The following is an 18,560-nucleotide window of genomic DNA, read 5'->3' on the forward strand; positions in this document are numbered from 1 at the left end:
TGAGGTGTCTGGGTGGGCCTCATCGCGAGCAAGCTCGCTCCCACATTTGATCTGCTGTGAACACGAAATTTATGTTCGCCTAATACTCAGTGTGGGAGCGAGCTTGCTCGCGATGACGGTGTTACTGACCCAACGCAATATCCACCAACCGATACAACTCCTCAGCCTCCAGCGGCGCAGTAGCAAAGAGAATGCGAAAAACCGTCGGCGCCACCACCACATTGATCAGCCGTTCGACGCCCGGGTTGGGTTCATCGGGATAACGGTCCAGGATGATTTGCAACTGACGACTGATGATCCCTACGCAATACCCCGGCGTGGCGCAGGCCTGGATGTCGCGCATCATGTTACGACCGGGCTCGGAACTCATTTCGTCCAAGTACTGCTCGGCCCAGGCGCGCAGGTCGCCGCGCAAGCTGCCGGTGTCGGCCGGTTCGCCGTCGGGGCGCATGCGGGCGATGGCGACGTCGGCCAGCAGCGCCGGCAGATCGCCCCAGCGCCGGTAGATAGTGGACGGCGTGACCCCGGCGCGCGCAGCGATTTGCGGCACGGTCAGTGTGGCACGGTCCTGCTCTTGCAGCAGGGCGCGGACCGCCGAATGAATCGATTCCTGGACCCGGGCGCTTCGGCCGCCGGGGCGTAAACCTTCTTTAATAGCCATGTGTCAGACCTTAACACAAAGAATTTGCTTTAAGCGCACACCGGTAGCACACTCCGCAAAAGCAAAAAATTAGCTTTTGCGAATGTTCTTGTGGAGCGTGCCCATGTCCCGTCCAGCTTCGACCCGCGCCAGCCTGATTTTCCTGGCGCTTGCTTTGCTCGGTTTTCTCGCCGCGTCCAGCGCGCCGACGCCGTTGTATCACCTCTATCAGGAACAATTACAGTTTTCCCCGGCCGTTCTGACGCTGATTTTCGGCGTGTACGCCTTCAGTCTGCTGGCGGCCTTGCTGACCGTGGGGTCGCTGTCGGATTACCTGGGGCGCAAACCGGTGATTTTTGTGGCGTTGTTGCTCAACATATTGGCGATGCTGCTGTTCATCAGCGCCGACAGCGTCGCCTGGTTGATCAGTGCCCGGTTGATCCAGGGGTTCGCCACCGGCATGGCCACCAGTGTATTGGGTGCTGCTTTACTGGACTTCGACCGTCGCCAAGGCCCGTTGATCACCAGCGTTGCGCCGCTGTTGGGCATGGCGTGCGGGGCGCTGGGCTGTGGCCTGCTGGCCGAGTTCGCACCGTTGCCGTTGCAACTGACCTACTGGCTGCTGCTGGGGTTGTTCCTGGCCCAGGCCGTTTACCTCTGGCGCCTGAAAGAAAGCGTCAGCCCGCAAGCGGGTGCCTGGCAGTCCTTGCGTCCGACCTTGCACGTGCCACTCCAGGCGCGGCGAGCCTTGTGGCGGGTCCTGCCACTGGATCTGGCGGCCTGGGCCGTGGGCGGTTTCTACCTGTCACTGGCACCGTCGCTGGTGCGGGCGGCCACCGGATCGACCTCCAATCTGATCGGTGGCGCGCTGGTGGCGGTGTTGACCCTCAGCGGCGCATCAGCCATCTACCTGTTGCGCAACCAGGAGGCCGACACCATGTTGCGCCCCTCCGCGAGCCTGTTGGTGATCGGCCTGGCATTGGTGCTGGTGGCGGTGCATGGCGCCAGCTTGCCGTTGTTCTTCGTCGGCACGCTGGTCACCGGTGGCGGTTTCGGTGCCGGGTTCCTAGGGGCGCTGCGCAGCATCATGCCGCTGGCGTTGCCCCACGAACGGGCCGGCTTGATGTCGGCGTTCTATGTCCTCAGTTACCTGGCCTTCAGCCTGCCGTCGCTGCTGGCGGGGAACCTGACGCGGGTGTTCGGCTTGATCCCGACGACGGATGGGTATGGCGCCGTGTTGATTGTGTTGTGCGTCGCCGCGTTGTTGGGGTTGCGGCAGTCGATCAAACCGCTCAGCGATGGCGTTCGGCCTTGAAACCAGGCATGCAGGTGCCGCAGGCAGTGGGTTAGTCTTGGCACCTCAGTCTTCTTCCGGACGGATCTCTTGAAAATCATCCGCAGTAAATCCTTCACCGGTGACCGTGCCTGGGCGGCGCTGGATATCGCCAACATGAACGGCATCACCACGCGCCTGCACTGGACCGATCAGCCTTATAAATGGCACATCAATGACGGCCAGGAAGTTTTCGTGGTGCTCGATGGGCAAGTGCAGATGTGCTATCGGGAAGACGGTGTCGAAAAGGCGACCTTGCTGGACGCCGGGGATATTTTCTACGCCTCGGTGGGCACCGAGCATGTGGCCAAACCGTTGGGCGAGGCGAGAGTTCTGGTGATCGAGACTGAGGGCAGTGTCTGACTGTTATCTGCAAAGTAGATAACAGATAGAGAAATTACCCGTTATATAGATATTCGATCCGGCTCTAGCATGGCTCCACCTCATCCGAGGACAGGAGTTCGTCATGACATGCCGTGCTGCAAAAAACCGCTTGCGCCCCTTGAGCCATTTGCCCAGGCCGCTGGAGGCCATTCGTCAATTCACGCCTAACTGGTTTGCCGTGGTCATGGGTACCGGTGTGCTGGCGCTGGCCTTGGCGCAATGGCCGGCAGCTATGCCAGGCCTGCACGCTCTGGGCGAAGGGTTGTGGGTGTTCACTACGCTGTTGTTCGTGGTGTTCGCCTTGATGTACACGGCCCGTTGGGTGTTGTTCTTTGACGAAGCACGACGGATTTTCGGCCATTCAACGGTCTCGATGTTTTTCGGCACCATTCCCATGGGGCTGGCGACCCTCATCAACGGCCTTTTGCTGTTTGGTCTGCCGCGCTGGGGCGAGGGCGTGGTGCCGTTGGCCGAAGCGCTGTGGTGGGTCGACGTGGCGATGTCCGTGGCTTGCGGCGTGTTGATTCCATTTCTGATGTTCACCCGCCAGGAACACCGCATCGACCAGATGACTGCCGTGTGGCTGTTGCCGGTAGTGGCCGCGGAAGTCGCAGCCGCCAGTGGTGGGCTATTGGCACCGCATCTGGCGGACGTTCATTCGCAAATGATCATGCTGGTCACCAGCTACGTACTCTGGGCCTTTTCCCTGCCGGTGGCGTTCAGCATCCTGACAATCTTGCTGTTGCGCATGGCCCTGCACAAACTGCCTCACGAAAGCATGGCGGCCTCGAGCTGGCTAGCCCTCGGCCCGATTGGCACCGGTGCCCTGGGCATGTTGTTGCTGGGCAATGATGCCCCACTGATTTTTGCCTCTAATGGCCTGCCTGGCGTGGGCGAGATCGCCGCCGGATTGGGGCTGGTGGCCGGTGTCACGTTATGGGGTTTTGGGTTCTGGTGGATGTTGATGGCGTTGCTGATCACCGCCCGCTATCTACGCGGCGGCATCCCCTTCAACCTTGGCTGGTGGGGCTTTACCTTCCCATTGGGCGTTTTTGCGCTGACCACGCTGAAGCTGGCGGACCTGCTGAAACTGGAATTCTTCAGCGCTTTCGGCAGTGTGCTGGTGACGATGCTGGCGGTGATGTGGCTGATCGTTGGGCGGCGTACGTTGCTGGGTGCCTGGCACGGTGAGTTGTTTGTGTCGCCGTGCATTGCGGGGCTGGCGAAATAATCGTTAAAGACAGGTAATGTGTGGCCTGGATCGAAAAACGTTCATTCCAATAAGCGTCCACGCCACTCAGGAACATGGAAGATGAGTCACCCTTCGCAGTTCACCTTGCTTCGCACGCGGCGTTTCCTGCCGTTCTTCATCACGCAGTCCCTTGGCGCGTTCAACGACAACATTTTCAAGCAGTCGCTGATTCTTGCCATTCTCTACAAACTGACCATCGAGGGGGACCGCTCGATCTGGGTCAACCTCTGCGCGCTGCTGTTTATCCTGCCGTTCTTTCTGTTCTCGGCGCTGGCGGGGCAGTTTGGGGAAAAGTTCGCCAAGGACGCGCTGATTCGTCTGATCAAGCTCGGCGAAATCGTCATCATGGCGGTCGGCGCCGTGGGCTTCATGTTCGATCATTTGTGGTTGATGCTGCTGGCGCTGTTCGCCATGGGCACGCATTCGGCGCTGTTCGGTCCGGTGAAGTATTCGATCCTGCCCCAGGCCTTGCATGAGGAAGAGTTGGTCGGTGGCAACGGCCTGGTGGAGATGGGGACTTTCCTGGCGATCCTGGCCGGCACCATTGGCGCCGGGATCATGATGTCCTCGGCGCATTACGCCCCGGTGGTGTCCACCGCGATCATCGGCGTGGCCGTGCTCGGTTACCTGGCCAGTCGCGGCATTCCACGCGCGGCGGCGGCCTCGCCGCAAATGCGCCTGAACTGGAACATCTTCAGCCAATCCTGGGCCACCCTGAAGCTGGGCTTGGGGCAAACCCCGGCGGTGTCCCGTTCGATTGTCGGCAACTCCTGGTTCTGGTTCGTCGGGGCGATCTACCTGACGCAGATCCCGGCCTACGCCAAGGAGTGGATGCACGGCGACGAAACCGTGGTGACCTTGATCCTGACGGTGTTCTCGGTGGGGATCGCGTTGGGTTCGATGCTCTGTGAAAAGCTGTCCGGACGCAAAGTCGAGATCGGCCTGGTGCCGTTCGGCTCGTTCGGGCTGACGGTGTTCGGGCTGTTGCTGTGGTGGCATTCCGGTGGAATTCCCGACAGCGTCGAGGGGCACGGTTGGCTTGAAGTGCTCGGTTTCGGTCACGCCTGGCTGGTGTTGATCGACATCCTCGGCCTGGGTGTGTTCGGTGGCTTCTATATCGTGCCGCTGTACGCGCTGATCCAGTCGCGCACGGTGGAGAACGAGCGGGCGCGGGTGATTGCCGCCAACAATATTCTCAACGCGTTGTTCATGGTGGTCTCGGCGATTGTCTCCATCGTCTTGCTGAGCCTGGCCAAGCTGTCGATCCCGCATTTGTTCCTGGTGGTGTCGCTGCTCAACATCGGCGTCAACGCCTACATCTTCAAGATCGTCCCCGAGTTCAGCATGCGTTTCATGATCTGGCTGCTGAGCCATTCCATGTACCGCGTGGAGCATCGCAACCTGGAGGCGATTCCCGATGAAGGGGCGGCGTTGCTGGTCTGCAACCACGTATCGTTCGTCGATGCCTTGCTGATCGGTGGTGCGGTGCGTCGGCCGATTCGCTTCGTGATGTACTACAAGATCTACAACCTGCCGGTACTGAATTTCATCTTCCGCACCGCTGGGACCATCCCGATCGCCGGACGCCAGGAAGACATTCAGATCTACGAAAAGGCCTTCAGCCGGATCGCGCAGTACCTCAAGGACGGTGAGCTGGTGTGCATCTTCCCGGAAGGGAAGCTGACCGCTGACGGTGAGATCAATGAGTTCAAAAGCGGACTGACACGCATCCTCCAGGAAACCCCGGTGCCGGTGATTCCCCTGGCGCTGCAGGGGCTGTGGGGCAGTTTCTTCAGCCGCGACCCGGCCAAGGGGCTATTTCGCCGGTTCTGGTCGCGGGTGACGCTGGTGGCGGGTTCGGCGGTCGCGGTAGAGGCGGCAACGCCTTCGAGTTTGCAGGCGTTGGTGGGAGACCTGCGCGGCACTGTCCGTTAGGACGAAAAACTGTGGGAGCGAGCTTGCTCGCGATTGCAATCTGTCTGCTGGCATTGAGGTCACAGGCAGACCGCTATCGCGAGCAAGCTCGCTCCCACAGGTCAATCAGGCGCTGACCTTGAGCCCGATCAACCCCGCAACGATCAACGCCACGCTGGCCAGGCGAACCAGCGCCATCGACTCACCAAACAAAATGATCCCGGCGATCACCGTGCCCACGGCACCGACCCCGGTCCAGATCGCATAGGCGGTACCCAGCGGCAGTTCCTTCATGGCAAGGCCGAGCAGGCCGAGGCTGATCGCCATGGCGGCGATGGTCAGTGCAGTGGGGAGAGGGCGGCTGAAACCGTCGGTGTACTTCAGGCCGACAGCCCAGCCGACTTCGAACAGGCCGGCAAAAAACAGAATGATCCAGGACATCAAACACCTCATCGATGGATGGGGTCGTCCCCGGATTCAAGACTCAATCGAGCGGCGGGGTCGTCCCCGCCCTGGATGGAGAGAGTGCCAATGATTGACCACTCGATCAAGTCTGCCTTAGTCAGCGGTTTGCCGGGCGGCCAGAGTTTCTCGGTCCTGCTTTTCGCTCATGCGCCGGAAGTACGTCGAGAGCAAAGCCCCGGAAATATTGTGCCAGACGCTGAACAGCGCGCTGGGGACCGCCGCCAGCGGCGAGAAATGCGCGCTGGCCAGGGCAGCGCCTAAGCCGGAGTTTTGCATGCCCACTTCCAGTGCCAGGGATTTGCGCTGGGCCAGCGGCAGCTTGAACAGATGCCCGGTGAAGTAACCCAGCAAAAAACCGAAGCTGTTGTGCAGCATCACCACGGCCATGATCAACAGGCCTGATTCGGCAATTTTTGCCTGGCTGGCGGCGACGACGGCGGTGACGATGATGACGATGCTCACCACCGACACCAACGGCAACACCTCCACCGCATGGCGCACCTTGTCCCCCAGCAACCGCTGTGCCAGCACGCCCAACACGATCGGCAACAGCACCACTTGCAGGATCGACCAGAACAGCTCCATGAATGACACCGGCAGCCAGGCCGAGGCCAGCAACCAGATCAACGCCGGGGTCAGCAGCGGCGCGAGCAAGGTGGTGACGGCGGCGATGGCCACCGACAGTGCCAGGTCGCCGCGGGCCAGCCAGGTCATGACATTCGATGAGGTGCCGCTTGGGCAGCAGCCCACCAGAATCACGCCGACGGCAATTTCCGGTGGCAGATAGAAAACTTGGCAGAGCAACCACGCCACGCCGGGCATGATCACGAAATGAGCGACCACGCCCAGGGCCACGCGCCAGGGATGGCGTGCGACTTCGGCGAAGTCTTCGAGCTTGAGGGTCAGGCCCATGCCGAACATCACCAGCCCGAGCAGCGGCACGATGGCGCTTTTCAGACCGATGAACCAGGCCGGCTGTAAAAACGCCACGACGGCGAAAATCAGTACCCAGTAAGCGAAGGTATTGCCGACAAAGCGGCTCAATGCAGCCAGTGCGCGCATGACCTGATCCTTATTATTAAGAACATCCAATACCCATGTGGGAGCTATCCGCCGGGTTTAGATCCCCTGCGGCATCTCTTCCCCACCCAACGCTTCAACCAGCGCCGGCAGGAACTCGCCGAACGTCAACATCATCAGCGTGAAGCTGGCGTCCAGCTGGCCGAGGGCTTCGTCGCCACCGTCCTGCTCCGCCTGGTCCTGCAGCAGGTCTTCGAACTTCAGGCGCTTGACCACCATCTTGTCGTCGAGCACGAAGGACAGCTTGTCCTGCCAGGCCAGCGACAATTGTGTCACCACCTTGCCGGTGTTCAGGTGCAGCTGAATTTCGTCGCTGGTCAGGTCCTGGCGCTTGCAGCGCACGATGCCGCCGTCTTCGTGAGTGTCGCGCAGCTCGCATTCATCCAGCACGAAGAAATCGTCCGCGGCTTTCTGGGTCTTGACCCAGTCGGTCATGGTGGCGGTCGGGGCCATCTTGACCGTCAGTGGGCGTACCGGCAGTGAGCCGATGACTTCGCGCAGGGTGGACAGCAGGTCTTCGGCACGTTTCGGGCTAGCCGAGTTCACCAGGATCAGGCCCTGTTTCGGCGCGATGGCGGCGAAGGTGGACGAGCGACGGATGAAGGCACGGGGCAGGAACGCCTGGATGATTTCATCCTTGAGCTGGTCGCGTTCCTTTTTATAGACCTTGCGCATTTGCTCGGCTTCGATCTCTTCGACCTTTTCCTTCAGGGCATCGCGCACGACGCTGCCCGGCAGGATGCGTTCTTCCTTGCGCGCGGCGATCAGCAGGAAGTCCTGGCTGACATGCACCAATGGCGCGTCTTCGCCTTTGCCAAACGGCGCGACGAAACCGTAAGTGGTCAACTCCTGGCTTGCACATGGACGCGCCAGTTTGCTGGCCAGTGCAGTTTCCAACGCCTCGGCATCAAAAGGCAGATCTTGGGTCAGGCGATAGATAAGCAGGTTTTTGAACCACATGGGGTGAGTCTCTCCTTTATACAAAGGGGGGCATTATTCTCTTCGCGGCGCCATAGGCCAACCCTTCGCTAAGCCTTTGGAAGGCCTGAAAAAATTAATTTAAAAAGTGCTTGCCAGCTTAAAGAGTGCTCCGTAGAATGCGCGCCACACCGAAAGCGAAGGGTGATTAGCTCAGCTGGGAGAGCGTCTGCCTTACAAGCAGAATGTCGGCGGTTCGATCCCGTCATCACCCACCATTCGTTCAACGTGTTACGCGCAGCGGTAGTTCAGTCGGTTAGAATACCGGCCTGTCACGCCGGGGGTCGCGGGTTCGAGTCCCGTCCGCTGCGCCATATTCGGTTACCTGGAACACTGAACGCCAGGTCACCACGGAAAGCCCGCTAACGCGGGCTTTTTGCTGTTTGCAGTTTCCGCAGTGTGTGTTGCTCATGTTTTTTGCTAGTTTTACCAATTAAATCAGCACGTTACGAAAAACTGTGAGAGAATGCGCCCCGCATCGAAAGTGAAGGGTGATTAGCTCAGCTGGGAGAGCGTCTGCCTTACAAGCAGAATGTCGGCGGTTCGATCCCGTCATCACCCACCAAGCTTTCAATGTTACGCGCAGCGGTAGTTCAGTCGGTTAGAATACCGGCCTGTCACGCCGGGGGTCGCGGGTTCGAGTCCCGTCCGCTGCGCCATATTTGCTTCCACCAAGGCCCACTGAACGCCTGGAAACCACGGAAATAGCGGCCTTGAGCCGCTATTTTCGTTTCTGAAGGCGAGCTTCGGCTTTCCTGGCTCGGCGCGGCTGCTGCGTATCGACAAGAGCCAGGTGGAAGAGAGGGCTCACTCAACATGCCCTCCCATGATCACAACTGAAACTTACTCACCTCCTGCTGAAGGCTGGTGGCGAGGTTTTTCAACCCGCCGCTGGTCTTGAGCAACTCCTGGACTGAAACGTTGTTCACTTCCGCCATTTGCGCCGAGCGCTCGACACTGCGGGCGACGTCCTGGCTGGCTGCGGTTTGCTCACGCAAGGCAAACGAGATTTGATTGACCACGTGCAGTACCTTGTCTGAGCTGTCACGGATTTCGATGATCGCTTCACCCGCGGTCCCCGCCGTTTCCACACCCTGATTCACTTCCAGAACACCACCGCGCATGCTTTCGACGGTGTCGCGCACGCCTGTCTGGATTTTCTCGATCATGACCGCGATCTCTTGTGTCGACTTGCCCGTGTTCTGCGCAAGCAGGCGTACTTCATCGGCCACTACGGCGAATCCGCGACCTTGCTCGCCGGCCCGGGCAGCCTCGATGGCGGCGTTGAGTGCCAGCAGATTGGTCTGATCGGCAATGCCTTGAATCACGTTGATGATTGAAGAAATCTGTTCGGAGTGCTGGCCCAGCCCTGCGACTTGGGTAGAGGAGTGCTGCACGGTCCTGGCAATGTCGTTCATGCTGGACAGCGTATTTTCGATGACCCGCGCCCCGTCTTTTGATTGCTGGCCCGAACGACTGGCGAGCTGGTGGGCCTCATCAGCGTTTTCGGAGACGTGATGGATACTGACGGTCAATTCCTCGATCGTGGCGGCCATCATCGACGCCGATGTCGACTGTTCCTGAATCGCGCCGGATAGCTGTTCCGACGCTCCGGAAATTTGTTGCACAGAGACCATCAATTGATTAGCGGCCAGGCTGATCTGGTGGATCATTTCGCGCAGTCGCTTCTGCATGCGGTCGAAGGCTTTGGGTAGCTCATCATGGCTGCTGGTGTCGATCACTGTATCCAGTTTGCCGTTGGCAATCGCAGTGGCTGCATCAATCGCCAGTTGCAGGCGTCTGGTGGTGCTGCGCCCCAGCATCGTCGCCAGGAACAACGACAGCACGGCCGCCGATGCTCCGCCCAGGATCAGGATCGTGAGGGCGAGTTGCTTGGCGTCGACCATTTCCTGGGTTCTTTTCGCCAGCAGTGAGGCCTCGGTAGCGATGATTTCGGCCAGCGTGCTCCGCATACTGTCCATCTTGGCCTTGTCTGCGCCGGAGGTGATGCGAGTGTCCAGTTCGTCGTCGGGCAGGCTGCGCGCCGTCAGACTTCTGCGCAGGGCGATGATGGGATCGACATCTTCAGCGAGCCAGCGCTTTTGCGTGTCACCCAAGGAAGCCAGTCGTTGCTGCTGCGCCGGATTATCCGCTGTCAAGCGTTTCAGCAAATCCAGTTGCTCTGAAAAGCGCTTTTCGCCGGCAACCAATGGATCCAGAAACGCATCTTTTGAAGAGATGACGAAACCACGCATACCGGTTTCGATATTGATCAACTGTTCGAGCGCTGACTGAGCTCCGCTGATGACTTGATAGGTATGAACGTTACTGGTTGTCGCATCTTCCACTGTTTCGAAGCCTTTATAGGCACTCGCCACCAGCATACCGATCAATACAACGACTGCCGTGAAACTCAAATACAGTTTTTGCGAGATACTCAGTTTATTGAACATGGATTGGCTTCCTGAAGCGCGCCTGTCCTTGGCATGTATATGGGGGGGCTATTTGTCGAGCATCGGAAAGGCGCGTCGTACATGACTATCGACCATTATGTTTTTGATTTTTAAAATGGTCTGAAGGTACTGCGATATTTAAATATCTTTTTTTTCGTACCACCGGTAATCATCCGGCATCTTGTTCGGTTGCTTCAGTGATGCGTGTCGCGGCGCTTGCACACGCTGTTTTCTATATCGGCACGCTTCGAGAAAGCTGTACATTTTTTGTATGGTTTTTGACGCGCATACTTCGAGCGTGGTGGGCTTTTATGGTTGCGAGCCACATCTGCACACGCCAGGGCGTTTTTTGATCTCTGTTTTTTAGAGTGGTGTGTATCCGTTACCGCAGCAACGGACATACACACGACTGCCGCTCTACCGTCTACTGCTCAGCATTACGGCTATGACGATAATCGCTGACCGCCTCATACACCGCTTTGCGCAAGCGGTTGATGCCGCCGATGGGGCGATGGGCCTCGATGCCGAACCACGGGTTGAACGACTGGTTGTCACAGGCCAGGTTCAGCTTGGGCGTGTCGAAATCCTGGGCTGGCACCTTGATGCGCGCCACGGTCTCGAACGGTGCATCACTTTCCTGCCATTCAATACTGGTGTCTTCGATCGGCATGTACTTGCTCGGATCCTGCCGTTGGATCTGCAGGACGAAACACGCCGGCACGCGGTCTGTGGATAACTGCTGATTCAATGCGCTACGCAGGAAGTTCGGCAGGTCCTGGTTCTGGGGAGGCAGGGTATAGCTTGGGCAGTTGTCCGGGTCCGGCGCGACGCGAAACTTGGCATTGGCTTCGCCAAATTTGTAAGGCGATACCGAGAAATAAGTCGTCTGGGTCGGGCTGGCTGGCGGCGGTGACAGGGTCGCCAAGGCAATGAACAGATGACGAATCTGCCAGGTGCGCGGGTCCAGGCTCGGAAAGAACGCCATCGCCTTCTTCCCGTCAGCCTGAGCGGCCACATTCTGACGGTATTCGGCGACATCACTGACAAAGAAGTTCGGATGATTGAACATCACGAAATCCTGCTCGCCCTGTGATTGCCGGTCAGCAAGCAGTTGCTTGCCCGGTACGTTCAGCAGCTTGATCGCCATCCCCCGTGCATCGCGCAGGCTGTCGAATTGCGGATAAGCGTTGCCGTTGGACAGGCGGATCGTGGCCTGCCAAGTCTTGCCCACTTCGGCAAACACCCCTTGGCGCAACGGCGCCGGCAGGTCGCTCGGCACCTGGAGCTCGGCCATGACGCAACCGTGGGCCTTGGCATGGGCGTCGCGCAGGTAACGCGTGCCTTCGCGGTGCTGATCGACGATGCGGATCGCGGTCTGGATGATGTCCTGGGTCATGGCGGCTTCGCCGGGTGCGATCTGTTCCTTGTCCGGGACCGGTCCCTTGTGCTGCCAGGCAAACCAGGCCGTGGACAGGGCCCAGCCGAGCAACCCGATACCCAGCAGCCACAGGAGCGTCTTGCCCAAAAAGGCGCCGAGGCGCAGCCAGAGAGTGATCAACATGCCAACATCCTTTTACCGGTGAGGTTCATCATTACAGTTGTGACTCCAGTGGCCCGCCCAGCACTTTTAAATACTCCAGCAAGGCCCAGCGCTCCTGCGGTTGCAGCAAGCGGCCAATGACGCCGTTACCGCGTTCGCCCGCGCGGAACTCATGGCCGCTGTTGTGATTGCCGGTAATCCGGGTGTCGAAGAGAAAACCGTTGGTGAAGGCTTCGGTGCGATAGCCCAGGTGGCGAGGGTCGTATTCGAAGGTGCCTTTATAGAATGTGCTCGCCCGCTCGGCCTGGGGCGACAACAGTTGGTAGATCGTTGGCACCGAGCCATTGTGCAGGAACGGTGGCGTGGCCCAGACACCCGCCAGTGGCCGGGCCTTGTAGGCGCGCAGTTCACGCACGCCAATGGGCAGGCCAAAACCGTCCAGGGCCGGGCGTTCGACGGGAGTGACACCGGCGTCGCGGTAGGCGCGGTTTTCGACGAAGGCGGTGACGTAGGCCAGGCCTTTGGCGACCGAAAGCTGGCTCAGGTCCAGCGGCTCCGTCGGGGTCGGGTGCAGTTGCACGTCCAGCTTCGCCAGCTCGGCCGGATCCCATTGCAGGCTGGTCAGGTCGAAGCGATGGTCGGCGATGTTATTGGCGGTGCCGGGGTCGGTGCCGATCACCTGCACAGGCAGCATGTGCAATTGCTGCACCGGCCTGTCAGGGCCCTGGACCACTTTGGGCACATGGCAGCCGGCGCAGTTTTCGGTGAACAGGGCCCGGCCCTTGGCGGCCAGCGGTTTATCGATCGCGCCCAGCAATGCTTCCGGCCACACGGGCGGCTTGAGCAGTTGCAGGGTCTCTTCGATCTTGTTCAGGTCGCGTACGCGTACGCTGGAGGGATATCGAGCATCGCCCTGCAGCGGTTTACCCTGGGCATCGAAGAAACTCAGTGTGGCGCCTACCCCCAGCGCTTCACCAACGTTGCGAGCCATCGGTTGCTGGGCCGATCCGTTCCATTGCACCCAGTCGAAGGTCCATATTTCCCACAACTGTGGGTAATCCACTGGAGCGTTGGCGACCCGGTAGTTTTCCGCCGAAATGGCGTCGCCGAAGCTGGCATTGGCGATGCGACCGAAAGCATCGGTACGCCCGGGGCCTTCTTCGGTGGGGTAGAGGCCGCGATGGGTATCGTTCCAGGCCACTCGCAGGAACGTGTCCAGGGAAGTCTTGAAGGCCTTGCGCAGCGCTTCGTGGCGGGCGTCGTAGTCCTTGCCCAGTACCTGGCGGGCGAAGCGTTCGAATTTCCAAGGGTTGTAGTAGGTAGACGCCAGACTGGCGACCAATGCCTGTCCGAAACTGCCACCACGTAGCGTAGGAACACTAGAAGGCAGCACGTGTTGGGCCGAGCCACCATCGATCCGTATCGCCTGGCCTTTGAAGTGCAATTCGCCGGTATGACACGCCGCGCAGGTGATATCCAGGAACTGCTCGGTGCTGCCCGGGTTCTGGTGTCGGGCGAACCCTACTGGCAAGTTGCCGGGGTTTTCAGGCGAGGCTTTCTGCGCCGGGTCGATCAGGAAGCCGAAGCGCGCCAGGTACTCCGGCGAAGCGAAGCGCTGTTGCGAGAACGGCAATTCGAGGGCGGTGAACCAGTCGTAGCGCAGGCCTTTGACCTGGGTGCCCTGGGGCGTGAAGTAATACGTCTGGCGCTCGGCGGCGCTCCATTGATCCAGATAGTGCACCTGTTCGACGGGCGTGTAGAACGGCAAGCGGGGATTGGCGACGTAATAAAGCACCACGGCCACGGCCAGGATCAGCAGCGCGAGGAGGAGCAAGAGAATGCGAGAGAGAAGGCGCACGGTAACGTCCTTGTTTTTTTGATAAGCCCTTATGCCTCAGTGCTGCGCGGCGGGCAAGTGGCCATTACCCTTGGCCTGTGGGGGAGCGGCAATGTGTCCCTGTACGTAACGGATGACAGATGCTTCATTTGCCCAAGGTTAAAAAGCGTTTGCGGTCCTGAACTTATCATCACTTTACGGCTCACATGCCGGTAGCCATTGGTCGTGGCCGCCTGATAAGCTCGCGGCTTTATTCGATTGCCCTTTAGGCGCATGAACAAGGAAATAGCATGAAACAGCATCGGTTGGCGGCGGCGGTGGCCCTGGTAGGCCTGGTACTCGCGGGTTGCGACTCGCAGACCAGCGTAGAGCTGAAAACCCCGGCGCAGAAAGCTTCCTACGGTATTGGCCTGAACATGGGCAAGAGCCTGGCTCAGGAAGGCATGGATGACCTGGACTCCAAAGCGGTCGCCCAGGGCATCGAAGATGCCGTCGGCAAGAAAGAACAGAAGCTGAAAGACGAAGAACTGGTCGAAGCCTTTGCCGCGCTGCAAAAGCGTGCCGAAGAGCGCATGGCCAAGATGAGCGAAGAGTCGGCAGCCGCTGGCAAGAAATTCCTCGAGGAAAACGGCAAGAAAGCCGGTGTAACCACCACCGCTTCCGGCCTGCAGTACGAAGTGGTCAAGAAAGCCGATGGCCCACAGCCTAAGCCGACCGACGTAGTGACCGTTCACTACACCGGCAAGCTGACCAACGGCACCGTGTTCGACAGCTCCGTCGAGCGTGGCAGCCCGATTGACCTGCCGGTCAGCGGCGTGATCCCGGGTTGGGTCGAAGGCTTGCAACTGATGCACGTCGGTGAGAAGTACAAGCTGTACATCCCGAGCGACCTGGCCTACGGCGCCCAGAGCCCGAGCCCGGCGATCCCGGCCAACTCGGTCCTGGTGTTCGACCTGGAACTGCTGGCGATCAAGGATCCGGCAAAAGAAGACGCAGCCAAGTAATCGCGTCTGTTATAACGACAACGCCTCGCTCATGCGGGGCGTTGTCGCATCTGGGCTTCGGCAAATGGCAAAAAAACCGAACGCACGGGACAGGCTACAGTCATAGGCAATACAGGCGCTGTGCTAGACGCAGTCAGCCGGTCAAGTCAATGAAATATTGGGTTTTTTTATGTGAGTAAAAAACGCCCGATCTAAGCCGGGGCCTTATGAAACGGGGGCTTCAGCGGTGAAATGCAGCTCTGTTCACAAGGTTATCCACAATTTGTGTGGATAACATTTCAGTGGGAGAAAAAATGAAGGCCCCGTGGAATTTTGCGCGATTTCTGCCCTTGGCAGGCCGCCTGCTGGCCCGCGGTCGATTACCGACGTTGCTCTTTGCCGTCGCCAGCAAAGGTGCCCGGGAGGGCGGACGGCTGGGCAAGCTCAAGGAGGACCTGCGCCTGTTGCAGGCCTTGTGCCTGGCTTACTGGCGGGGCGAATACCGCGCGGTCAGCGCCAAGTCGATGCTGTCGGTGGTGGCGGGGCTCATGTATTTCCTCAGTCCCCTGGACGCGATTCCAGATATCTTGCCGATGTTTGGCATGTTCGACGATATCGCAGTGCTGGCATGGGTCATGAAAACCCTCGACGTCGAACTCGAGGCATTCCGCGCCTGGCGTTATCGGCAGTCTCCCGAGAAACTGGCTCAAGTCGTAAGGCTTCCCGATACCCCCGAACAACTCCAGCTCCAAGGGCAGAAAAAGCCCTGATCTCCAGAGAATTCATCACCCCGCGACCTTAGCCAGCATTTAGGATTACACTTCCAAGGAAAAAGGCTGACTCGCTAAGTGTTGTTGTCCTACGGGGTAAACATGGATATTCAAATAATCACACGTGATGGAGAGCCCGAATACGCGGTTTTGCCGTGGGATCAGTACCAAGCGTTGTTGAAGGCAGCAGGCATCGATCAAGCTCCGCCGCGCGAAGCGACAGTCCGTCACGCGGCGGCACCCGGCCAGGTTCTCCCTGGCCTGGATCAGTTACGCAGTTTGCGCGAAGGGAAGGGCATCGCCATCGAGGCGCTGGCCCGCACGGTAGGTATCAGCCCGTCTTATCTGGCCTTGATCGAGAGCGGCGAGCGACAGCCCGATGCCGCGATTCGGCGCAGTCTGGCCTGGGAGTTGACGGTGCCGGGTTGGAGGGAAGAATCGTGAGCGTACGCATCAGTCGGCAGCATTGGGATGGGTTGTTGGGTGAATTGGACCAGGCGCGTCGCCAGCGCCATTTATTGACTTACCGCGCCTTGCTGGAGCGCTTGCAGCTCCCCAGCCCGGCCATGCAGACCTTGACCGCGGCCCTTGAACACTTGGCGGCGCTGGACGCCCGGGCGGAACAGCCGCTGCGCAGTTCCCTGGTGATCAGCCAAGGCGCGAGCCGGTTGCCGCGCACGGGGTTCTTCGAATGCGTTGAGCGCCTGGGCCGTTTTTCCGGGCCTTCCGATGGGGTGGCCGCCGCCTCCTGGCACGCTTCGGAAGTGGTCCGGGTGTTTGAATACGAATACCCCGAGTCGGCGGAGGCCTGAGTGCTCTGGCGACTCAAGGCGCGGGTTGGTTATTGGCTGGCGCGCCGGTTGTTTCACTGGTCCTGGTTCGTCCGCCAGGCGCGTGGCTGGGCCTGGCTCGAGGGCCAGTTCTCGCGTATGGCGAACCTGGGCGACGTCGGTGCGCAAAGTTTCTATGGGCACATCCTCACGTTTCGCGGCCAAGGGCTGGGCGCCCGTGAAGAAGGCGTTCGCCTGCTGCGGCTGGCGGCTCTGGCCGGTGATGGCAAGGCGGCCTACCAGGTCGGCGTGATCAGCCTGGCCGGTACCACCAGCAAGGCGCCGGACCCGGTCGAAGCGGCACGTTGGTGGACCCTGGCGGCGAAAGCCGGGCATCCGTTGGCCGAGATCAAGCTCGAGGCACTCGAAGCTCGCGACCGCTAGTGTTATCCACAGGCTATTCGTGACGCAGTCGGGCGGATTTAGCGAATCGCCCTACATCCTTTGTCCCGTTCCCCTGACTTAATTCCCCCGTCATCCCCGGCACAGTCTCGCGCTCCCTGAGTGCTGCGAGACGCTGCCCATGTTCGACCGTTTTTTCCTGCCGGCCCTTGAGCGAGCCCTGTCCTGATGGAGCAGGTGAGCCGTATCGAGCAGGAACTCGACAGCTTCGAAGACACCCTGGCGGTCTACCGCGAGCAACTTGAGGGCTGGTACAGCCGGGCGGCGGACCGGGCCAGCCACGCGGCCGACTTGCCCTCGCTGATGGGCATGGAGCGGCTGATCCGCTTCGGTGACAGCACCACCGTTGTCAGCAGCGGTGACGATGATTTCCTCTCCACGGTCGTCCAGTGCCCCTTGGGTGGGGTGATGACGATCGAGAGCAAGTTCGAGTCGGTGTACGACATCCCGCTGGGCGACATCGTGGTGGATGTGGTGGAGGTGAACAGCGGCAAGGTCACGCCGGTGACCCTGGACACCCAGGGGCTCGGGACTTTCGAGGGGGAGGCGGGCAAGTCCTATCGGATCCATGTCCAGGGCGAGGTGTCTCCCGGGCAGATCGAGAAGCTGTTTTCTTCCTACGATGGCTTGACTCGGGATCTGACGGACTGGCTACGGGGTGAGTGGCAAGGCTTCAAGCCGCGATGGGCCCGGCAGTCCTTGGCGACCTCGGCGGCTGCGGTGGGGAACGGGTTGCTCGCCGGCAGTTGGGCGGCGATCGAGGGTGTGTGGGACAGCATCGGCCTGCTGTCGGACATCCTCAAGGATCCTGGTCGGTTTGCAGGGCGGTTGGGCGAAAGCGCCAAGCAGTTGGAGGACCTGGCCGAAAAAACGCCGCAGCTGATGGCCAAGCTGCAACTGCTGGCCAGCGACGAAGCGGCGCTGTGCCTGTTGGTGCGCACCGCCAGCCTCTGGCTGGAGATGCTGCCGCCCAGCGAAGTCGCCGGCGAAACGGCCGAAGCACTCTCGACCGTGGTGGTGCAGTGCGTGATCGACTTGCTGATCGGCGTGGTCTTGACCTTTGCCGGGGCGGGGGCCGGGATCGCCTACCTGTCGATGCGCTTGGCCAGGCACGGCGCAACCCTGCTGAACGCCATGCAGCGGTTCATCGAGGCGATTTTCTCGGTAGTCAGCGGTTTCTTGAGTTACGTGGACCGTTACAAAACCGTGGCGGCACGCGGCATCGCGGCGGGAATAAAAAAAGGCCGGCTGCAACTGCGCTGGGATGCGCAGCGCAACACCACGCTGAAAAAACACGAACCCCACGACGACGCCCCGGCCCAATCGAAAAACCCCAACGGCGACAGCGTCGACACCGCGGCCCAGACCCAAACCAGCGGCTGCCCGGTGTCGATGGTCACCGGCGAAGAACTGCTGACCCTGGACGACGGCACCCTCGACGGGCGCTTGCCGTTCGTCTTCACCCGTTTGTACCGCACCAGCGCCGTCGCCCTGGACGTCGGCCTCGGGCGCGGCTGGAGCCATGCCCTGGCCCATCGCCTGGAACTCAAGGACGCGCAGGTCACCTGGGTCGACCAGGAAAACCGCCGCACGATCTTTCCACTGCCTACCACCCAGCGTCCGGCGATCCACAACAGCCTGGCCCGGGCGGCGATCTACCTGGGGGCCGAGCCGGACGAACTGATCATCGCCCAGTCTG

General features: G+C 60.2%; 17 protein-coding genes and 4 tRNA genes. 14 read left to right on the forward strand and 7 right to left on the reverse strand.

The window, feature by feature from the left end:
• Positions 1–121: 121 nt before the first annotated feature.
• On the reverse strand, positions 122–661 hold the full coding sequence (locus BM321_RS17590) for a TetR/AcrR family transcriptional regulator (protein WP_092443668.1): 540 nt from the start codon (positions 659–661) through the stop codon (positions 122–124).
• Between the two features lie 103 nt (positions 662–764).
• Between BM321_RS17590 and BM321_RS17595 the strand changes: the two genes are divergently transcribed.
• The 4 genes from BM321_RS17595 (at position 765) to BM321_RS17610 (ending at position 5,544) form a co-directional block, all read left to right on the forward strand.
• Entirely contained in the window at positions 765–1,955 is a 1,191-nt protein-coding gene (locus BM321_RS17595) for an MFS transporter (protein WP_092443670.1), read from the forward strand.
• Between the two features lie 69 nt (positions 1,956–2,024).
• Complete coding sequence (locus BM321_RS17600) at positions 2,025–2,336, forward strand: cupin domain-containing protein (RefSeq protein WP_092330404.1); 312 nt, start codon at positions 2,025–2,027, stop codon at positions 2,334–2,336.
• A 103-nt stretch (positions 2,337–2,439) separates the two neighbouring features.
• Positions 2,440–3,588, forward strand: coding sequence for a TDT family transporter (locus tag BM321_RS17605; protein ID WP_092443672.1), 1,149 nt, complete (start codon positions 2,440–2,442; stop codon positions 3,586–3,588).
• A gap of 81 nt (positions 3,589–3,669) precedes the next feature.
• On the forward strand, positions 3,670–5,544 hold the full coding sequence (locus BM321_RS17610) for an MFS transporter (RefSeq protein WP_092443674.1): 1,875 nt from the start codon (positions 3,670–3,672) through the stop codon (positions 5,542–5,544).
• A 105-nt stretch (positions 5,545–5,649) separates the two neighbouring features.
• Here the strand turns inward: BM321_RS17610 and sugE are convergent, their stop codons facing one another.
• The 3 genes from sugE to rdgC form a co-directional block, all read right to left on the reverse strand.
• Positions 5,650–5,964 (reverse strand): quaternary ammonium compound efflux SMR transporter SugE, encoded by a 315-nt coding sequence (gene sugE, locus BM321_RS17615; RefSeq protein WP_003204587.1) that lies wholly within the window; start codon positions 5,962–5,964, stop codon positions 5,650–5,652.
• Positions 5,965–6,081: 117 nt separating this feature from the next.
• Positions 6,082–7,050 carry a bile acid:sodium symporter family protein gene (locus BM321_RS17620; RefSeq protein ID WP_092443676.1) on the reverse strand — a complete coding sequence of 323 codons (969 nt, stop codon included), beginning with the start codon at positions 7,048–7,050 and terminating at the stop codon, positions 6,082–6,084.
• A 57-nt stretch (positions 7,051–7,107) separates the two neighbouring features.
• A complete protein-coding gene (gene rdgC / locus BM321_RS17625) occupies positions 7,108–8,028 on the reverse strand; it encodes a recombination-associated protein RdgC (protein ID WP_092204091.1) in 921 nt (306 codons plus the stop codon).
• 160 nt (positions 8,029–8,188) lie between these two features.
• Here rdgC and BM321_RS17630 point away from each other — a divergent pair.
• The 4 genes from BM321_RS17630 (at position 8,189) to BM321_RS17645 (ending at position 8,705) form a co-directional block, all read left to right on the forward strand.
• A tRNA-Val gene (locus BM321_RS17630) sits at positions 8,189–8,264 on the forward strand.
• A 19-nt stretch (positions 8,265–8,283) separates the two neighbouring features.
• A tRNA-Asp gene (locus BM321_RS17635) sits at positions 8,284–8,360 on the forward strand.
• Between the two features lie 175 nt (positions 8,361–8,535).
• A tRNA-Val gene (locus BM321_RS17640) sits at positions 8,536–8,611 on the forward strand.
• 17 nt (positions 8,612–8,628) lie between these two features.
• Positions 8,629–8,705: transfer RNA gene (locus BM321_RS17645), tRNA-Asp, on the forward strand.
• Positions 8,706–8,876: 171 nt separating this feature from the next.
• On the opposite strand, the gene BM321_RS17650 is transcribed toward BM321_RS17645, so the two are convergent.
• The 3 genes from BM321_RS17650 to BM321_RS17660 form a co-directional block, all read right to left on the reverse strand.
• Positions 8,877–10,499 (reverse strand): methyl-accepting chemotaxis protein, encoded by a 1,623-nt coding sequence (locus BM321_RS17650; protein WP_092443678.1) that lies wholly within the window; start codon positions 10,497–10,499, stop codon positions 8,877–8,879.
• Between the two features lie 424 nt (positions 10,500–10,923).
• Complete coding sequence (locus BM321_RS17655) at positions 10,924–12,060, reverse strand: catalase family protein (protein WP_092443680.1); 1,137 nt, start codon at positions 12,058–12,060, stop codon at positions 10,924–10,926.
• 31 nt (positions 12,061–12,091) lie between these two features.
• Positions 12,092–13,897: a di-heme-cytochrome C peroxidase gene (locus tag BM321_RS17660; protein WP_092443683.1), complete on the reverse strand. Its 1,806-nt coding sequence runs from the start codon at positions 13,895–13,897 to the stop codon at positions 12,092–12,094.
• Between the two features lie 269 nt (positions 13,898–14,166).
• Here BM321_RS17660 and BM321_RS17665 point away from each other — a divergent pair, with 269 nt between their 5' ends.
• The 6 genes from BM321_RS17665 to BM321_RS17690 all read left to right on the forward strand — a co-directional run.
• Positions 14,167–14,880: a BamJ family beta-barrel-assembly machinery protein gene (locus tag BM321_RS17665; RefSeq protein ID WP_003204577.1), complete on the forward strand. Its 714-nt coding sequence runs from the start codon at positions 14,167–14,169 to the stop codon at positions 14,878–14,880.
• Positions 14,881–15,173: 293 nt separating this feature from the next.
• The gene (locus tag BM321_RS17670) at positions 15,174–15,629 is read left to right on the forward strand and encodes a YkvA family protein (RefSeq protein ID WP_092443685.1); all 456 of its coding nucleotides are present in this window, start codon (positions 15,174–15,176) and stop codon (positions 15,627–15,629) included.
• 102 nt (positions 15,630–15,731) lie between these two features.
• The gene (locus BM321_RS17675; protein WP_053124879.1) at positions 15,732–16,073 is read left to right on the forward strand and encodes a helix-turn-helix domain-containing protein; all 342 of its coding nucleotides are present in this window, start codon (positions 15,732–15,734) and stop codon (positions 16,071–16,073) included.
• The gene (locus tag BM321_RS17680; protein ID WP_003179080.1) at positions 16,070–16,441 is read left to right on the forward strand and encodes a hypothetical protein; all 372 of its coding nucleotides are present in this window, start codon (positions 16,070–16,072) and stop codon (positions 16,439–16,441) included. The genes BM321_RS17675 and BM321_RS17680 overlap by 4 nt, the downstream gene beginning before the upstream one ends.
• Positions 16,442–16,843 carry an SEL1-like repeat protein gene (locus BM321_RS17685; RefSeq protein ID WP_092443687.1) on the forward strand — a complete coding sequence of 134 codons (402 nt, stop codon included), beginning with the start codon at positions 16,442–16,444 and terminating at the stop codon, positions 16,841–16,843.
• Positions 16,844–17,029: 186 nt separating this feature from the next.
• Positions 17,030–18,560, forward strand: a 1,531-nt coding sequence (locus BM321_RS17690; protein ID WP_256575011.1) for a DUF6531 domain-containing protein, incomplete at its 3' end; no start/stop codon positions are given.

This window comes from Pseudomonas sp. NFIX10, assembly GCF_900111955.1.
In the GTDB taxonomy this organism is placed as follows: domain Bacteria; phylum Pseudomonadota; class Gammaproteobacteria; order Pseudomonadales; family Pseudomonadaceae; genus Aquipseudomonas; species Aquipseudomonas fluorescens_AA.

What these genes read in the sequence shown, in the direction of transcription:
- BM321_RS17590 (WP_092443668.1), bottom strand. Translation starts at nt 661, where the DNA reads ATGGCTATTAAAGAAGGTTTACGCCCCGGCGGCCGAAGCGCCCGGGTC.
- BM321_RS17595 (WP_092443670.1), top strand. Translation starts at nt 765, where the DNA reads ATGTCCCGTCCAGCTTCGACCCGCGCCAGCCTGATTTTCCTGGCGCTT.
- BM321_RS17605 (WP_092443672.1), top strand. Translation starts at nt 2,440, where the DNA reads ATGACATGCCGTGCTGCAAAAAACCGCTTGCGCCCCTTGAGCCATTTG.
- BM321_RS17610 (WP_092443674.1), top strand. Translation starts at nt 3,670, where the DNA reads ATGAGTCACCCTTCGCAGTTCACCTTGCTTCGCACGCGGCGTTTCCTG.
- sugE (WP_003204587.1), bottom strand. Translation starts at nt 5,964, where the DNA reads ATGTCCTGGATCATTCTGTTTTTTGCCGGCCTGTTCGAAGTCGGCTGG.
- BM321_RS17620 (WP_092443676.1), bottom strand. Translation starts at nt 7,050, where the DNA reads ATGCGCGCACTGGCTGCATTGAGCCGCTTTGTCGGCAATACCTTCGCT.
- rdgC (WP_092204091.1), bottom strand. Translation starts at nt 8,028, where the DNA reads ATGTGGTTCAAAAACCTGCTTATCTATCGCCTGACCCAAGATCTGCCT.
- BM321_RS17650 (WP_092443678.1), bottom strand. Translation starts at nt 10,499, where the DNA reads ATGTTCAATAAACTGAGTATCTCGCAAAAACTGTATTTGAGTTTCACG.
- BM321_RS17655 (WP_092443680.1), bottom strand. Translation starts at nt 12,060, where the DNA reads ATGTTGATCACTCTCTGGCTGCGCCTCGGCGCCTTTTTGGGCAAGACG.
- BM321_RS17665 (WP_003204577.1), top strand. Translation starts at nt 14,167, where the DNA reads ATGAAACAGCATCGGTTGGCGGCGGCGGTGGCCCTGGTAGGCCTGGTA.
- BM321_RS17670 (WP_092443685.1), top strand. Translation starts at nt 15,174, where the DNA reads ATGAAGGCCCCGTGGAATTTTGCGCGATTTCTGCCCTTGGCAGGCCGC.
- BM321_RS17675 (WP_053124879.1), top strand. Translation starts at nt 15,732, where the DNA reads ATGGATATTCAAATAATCACACGTGATGGAGAGCCCGAATACGCGGTT.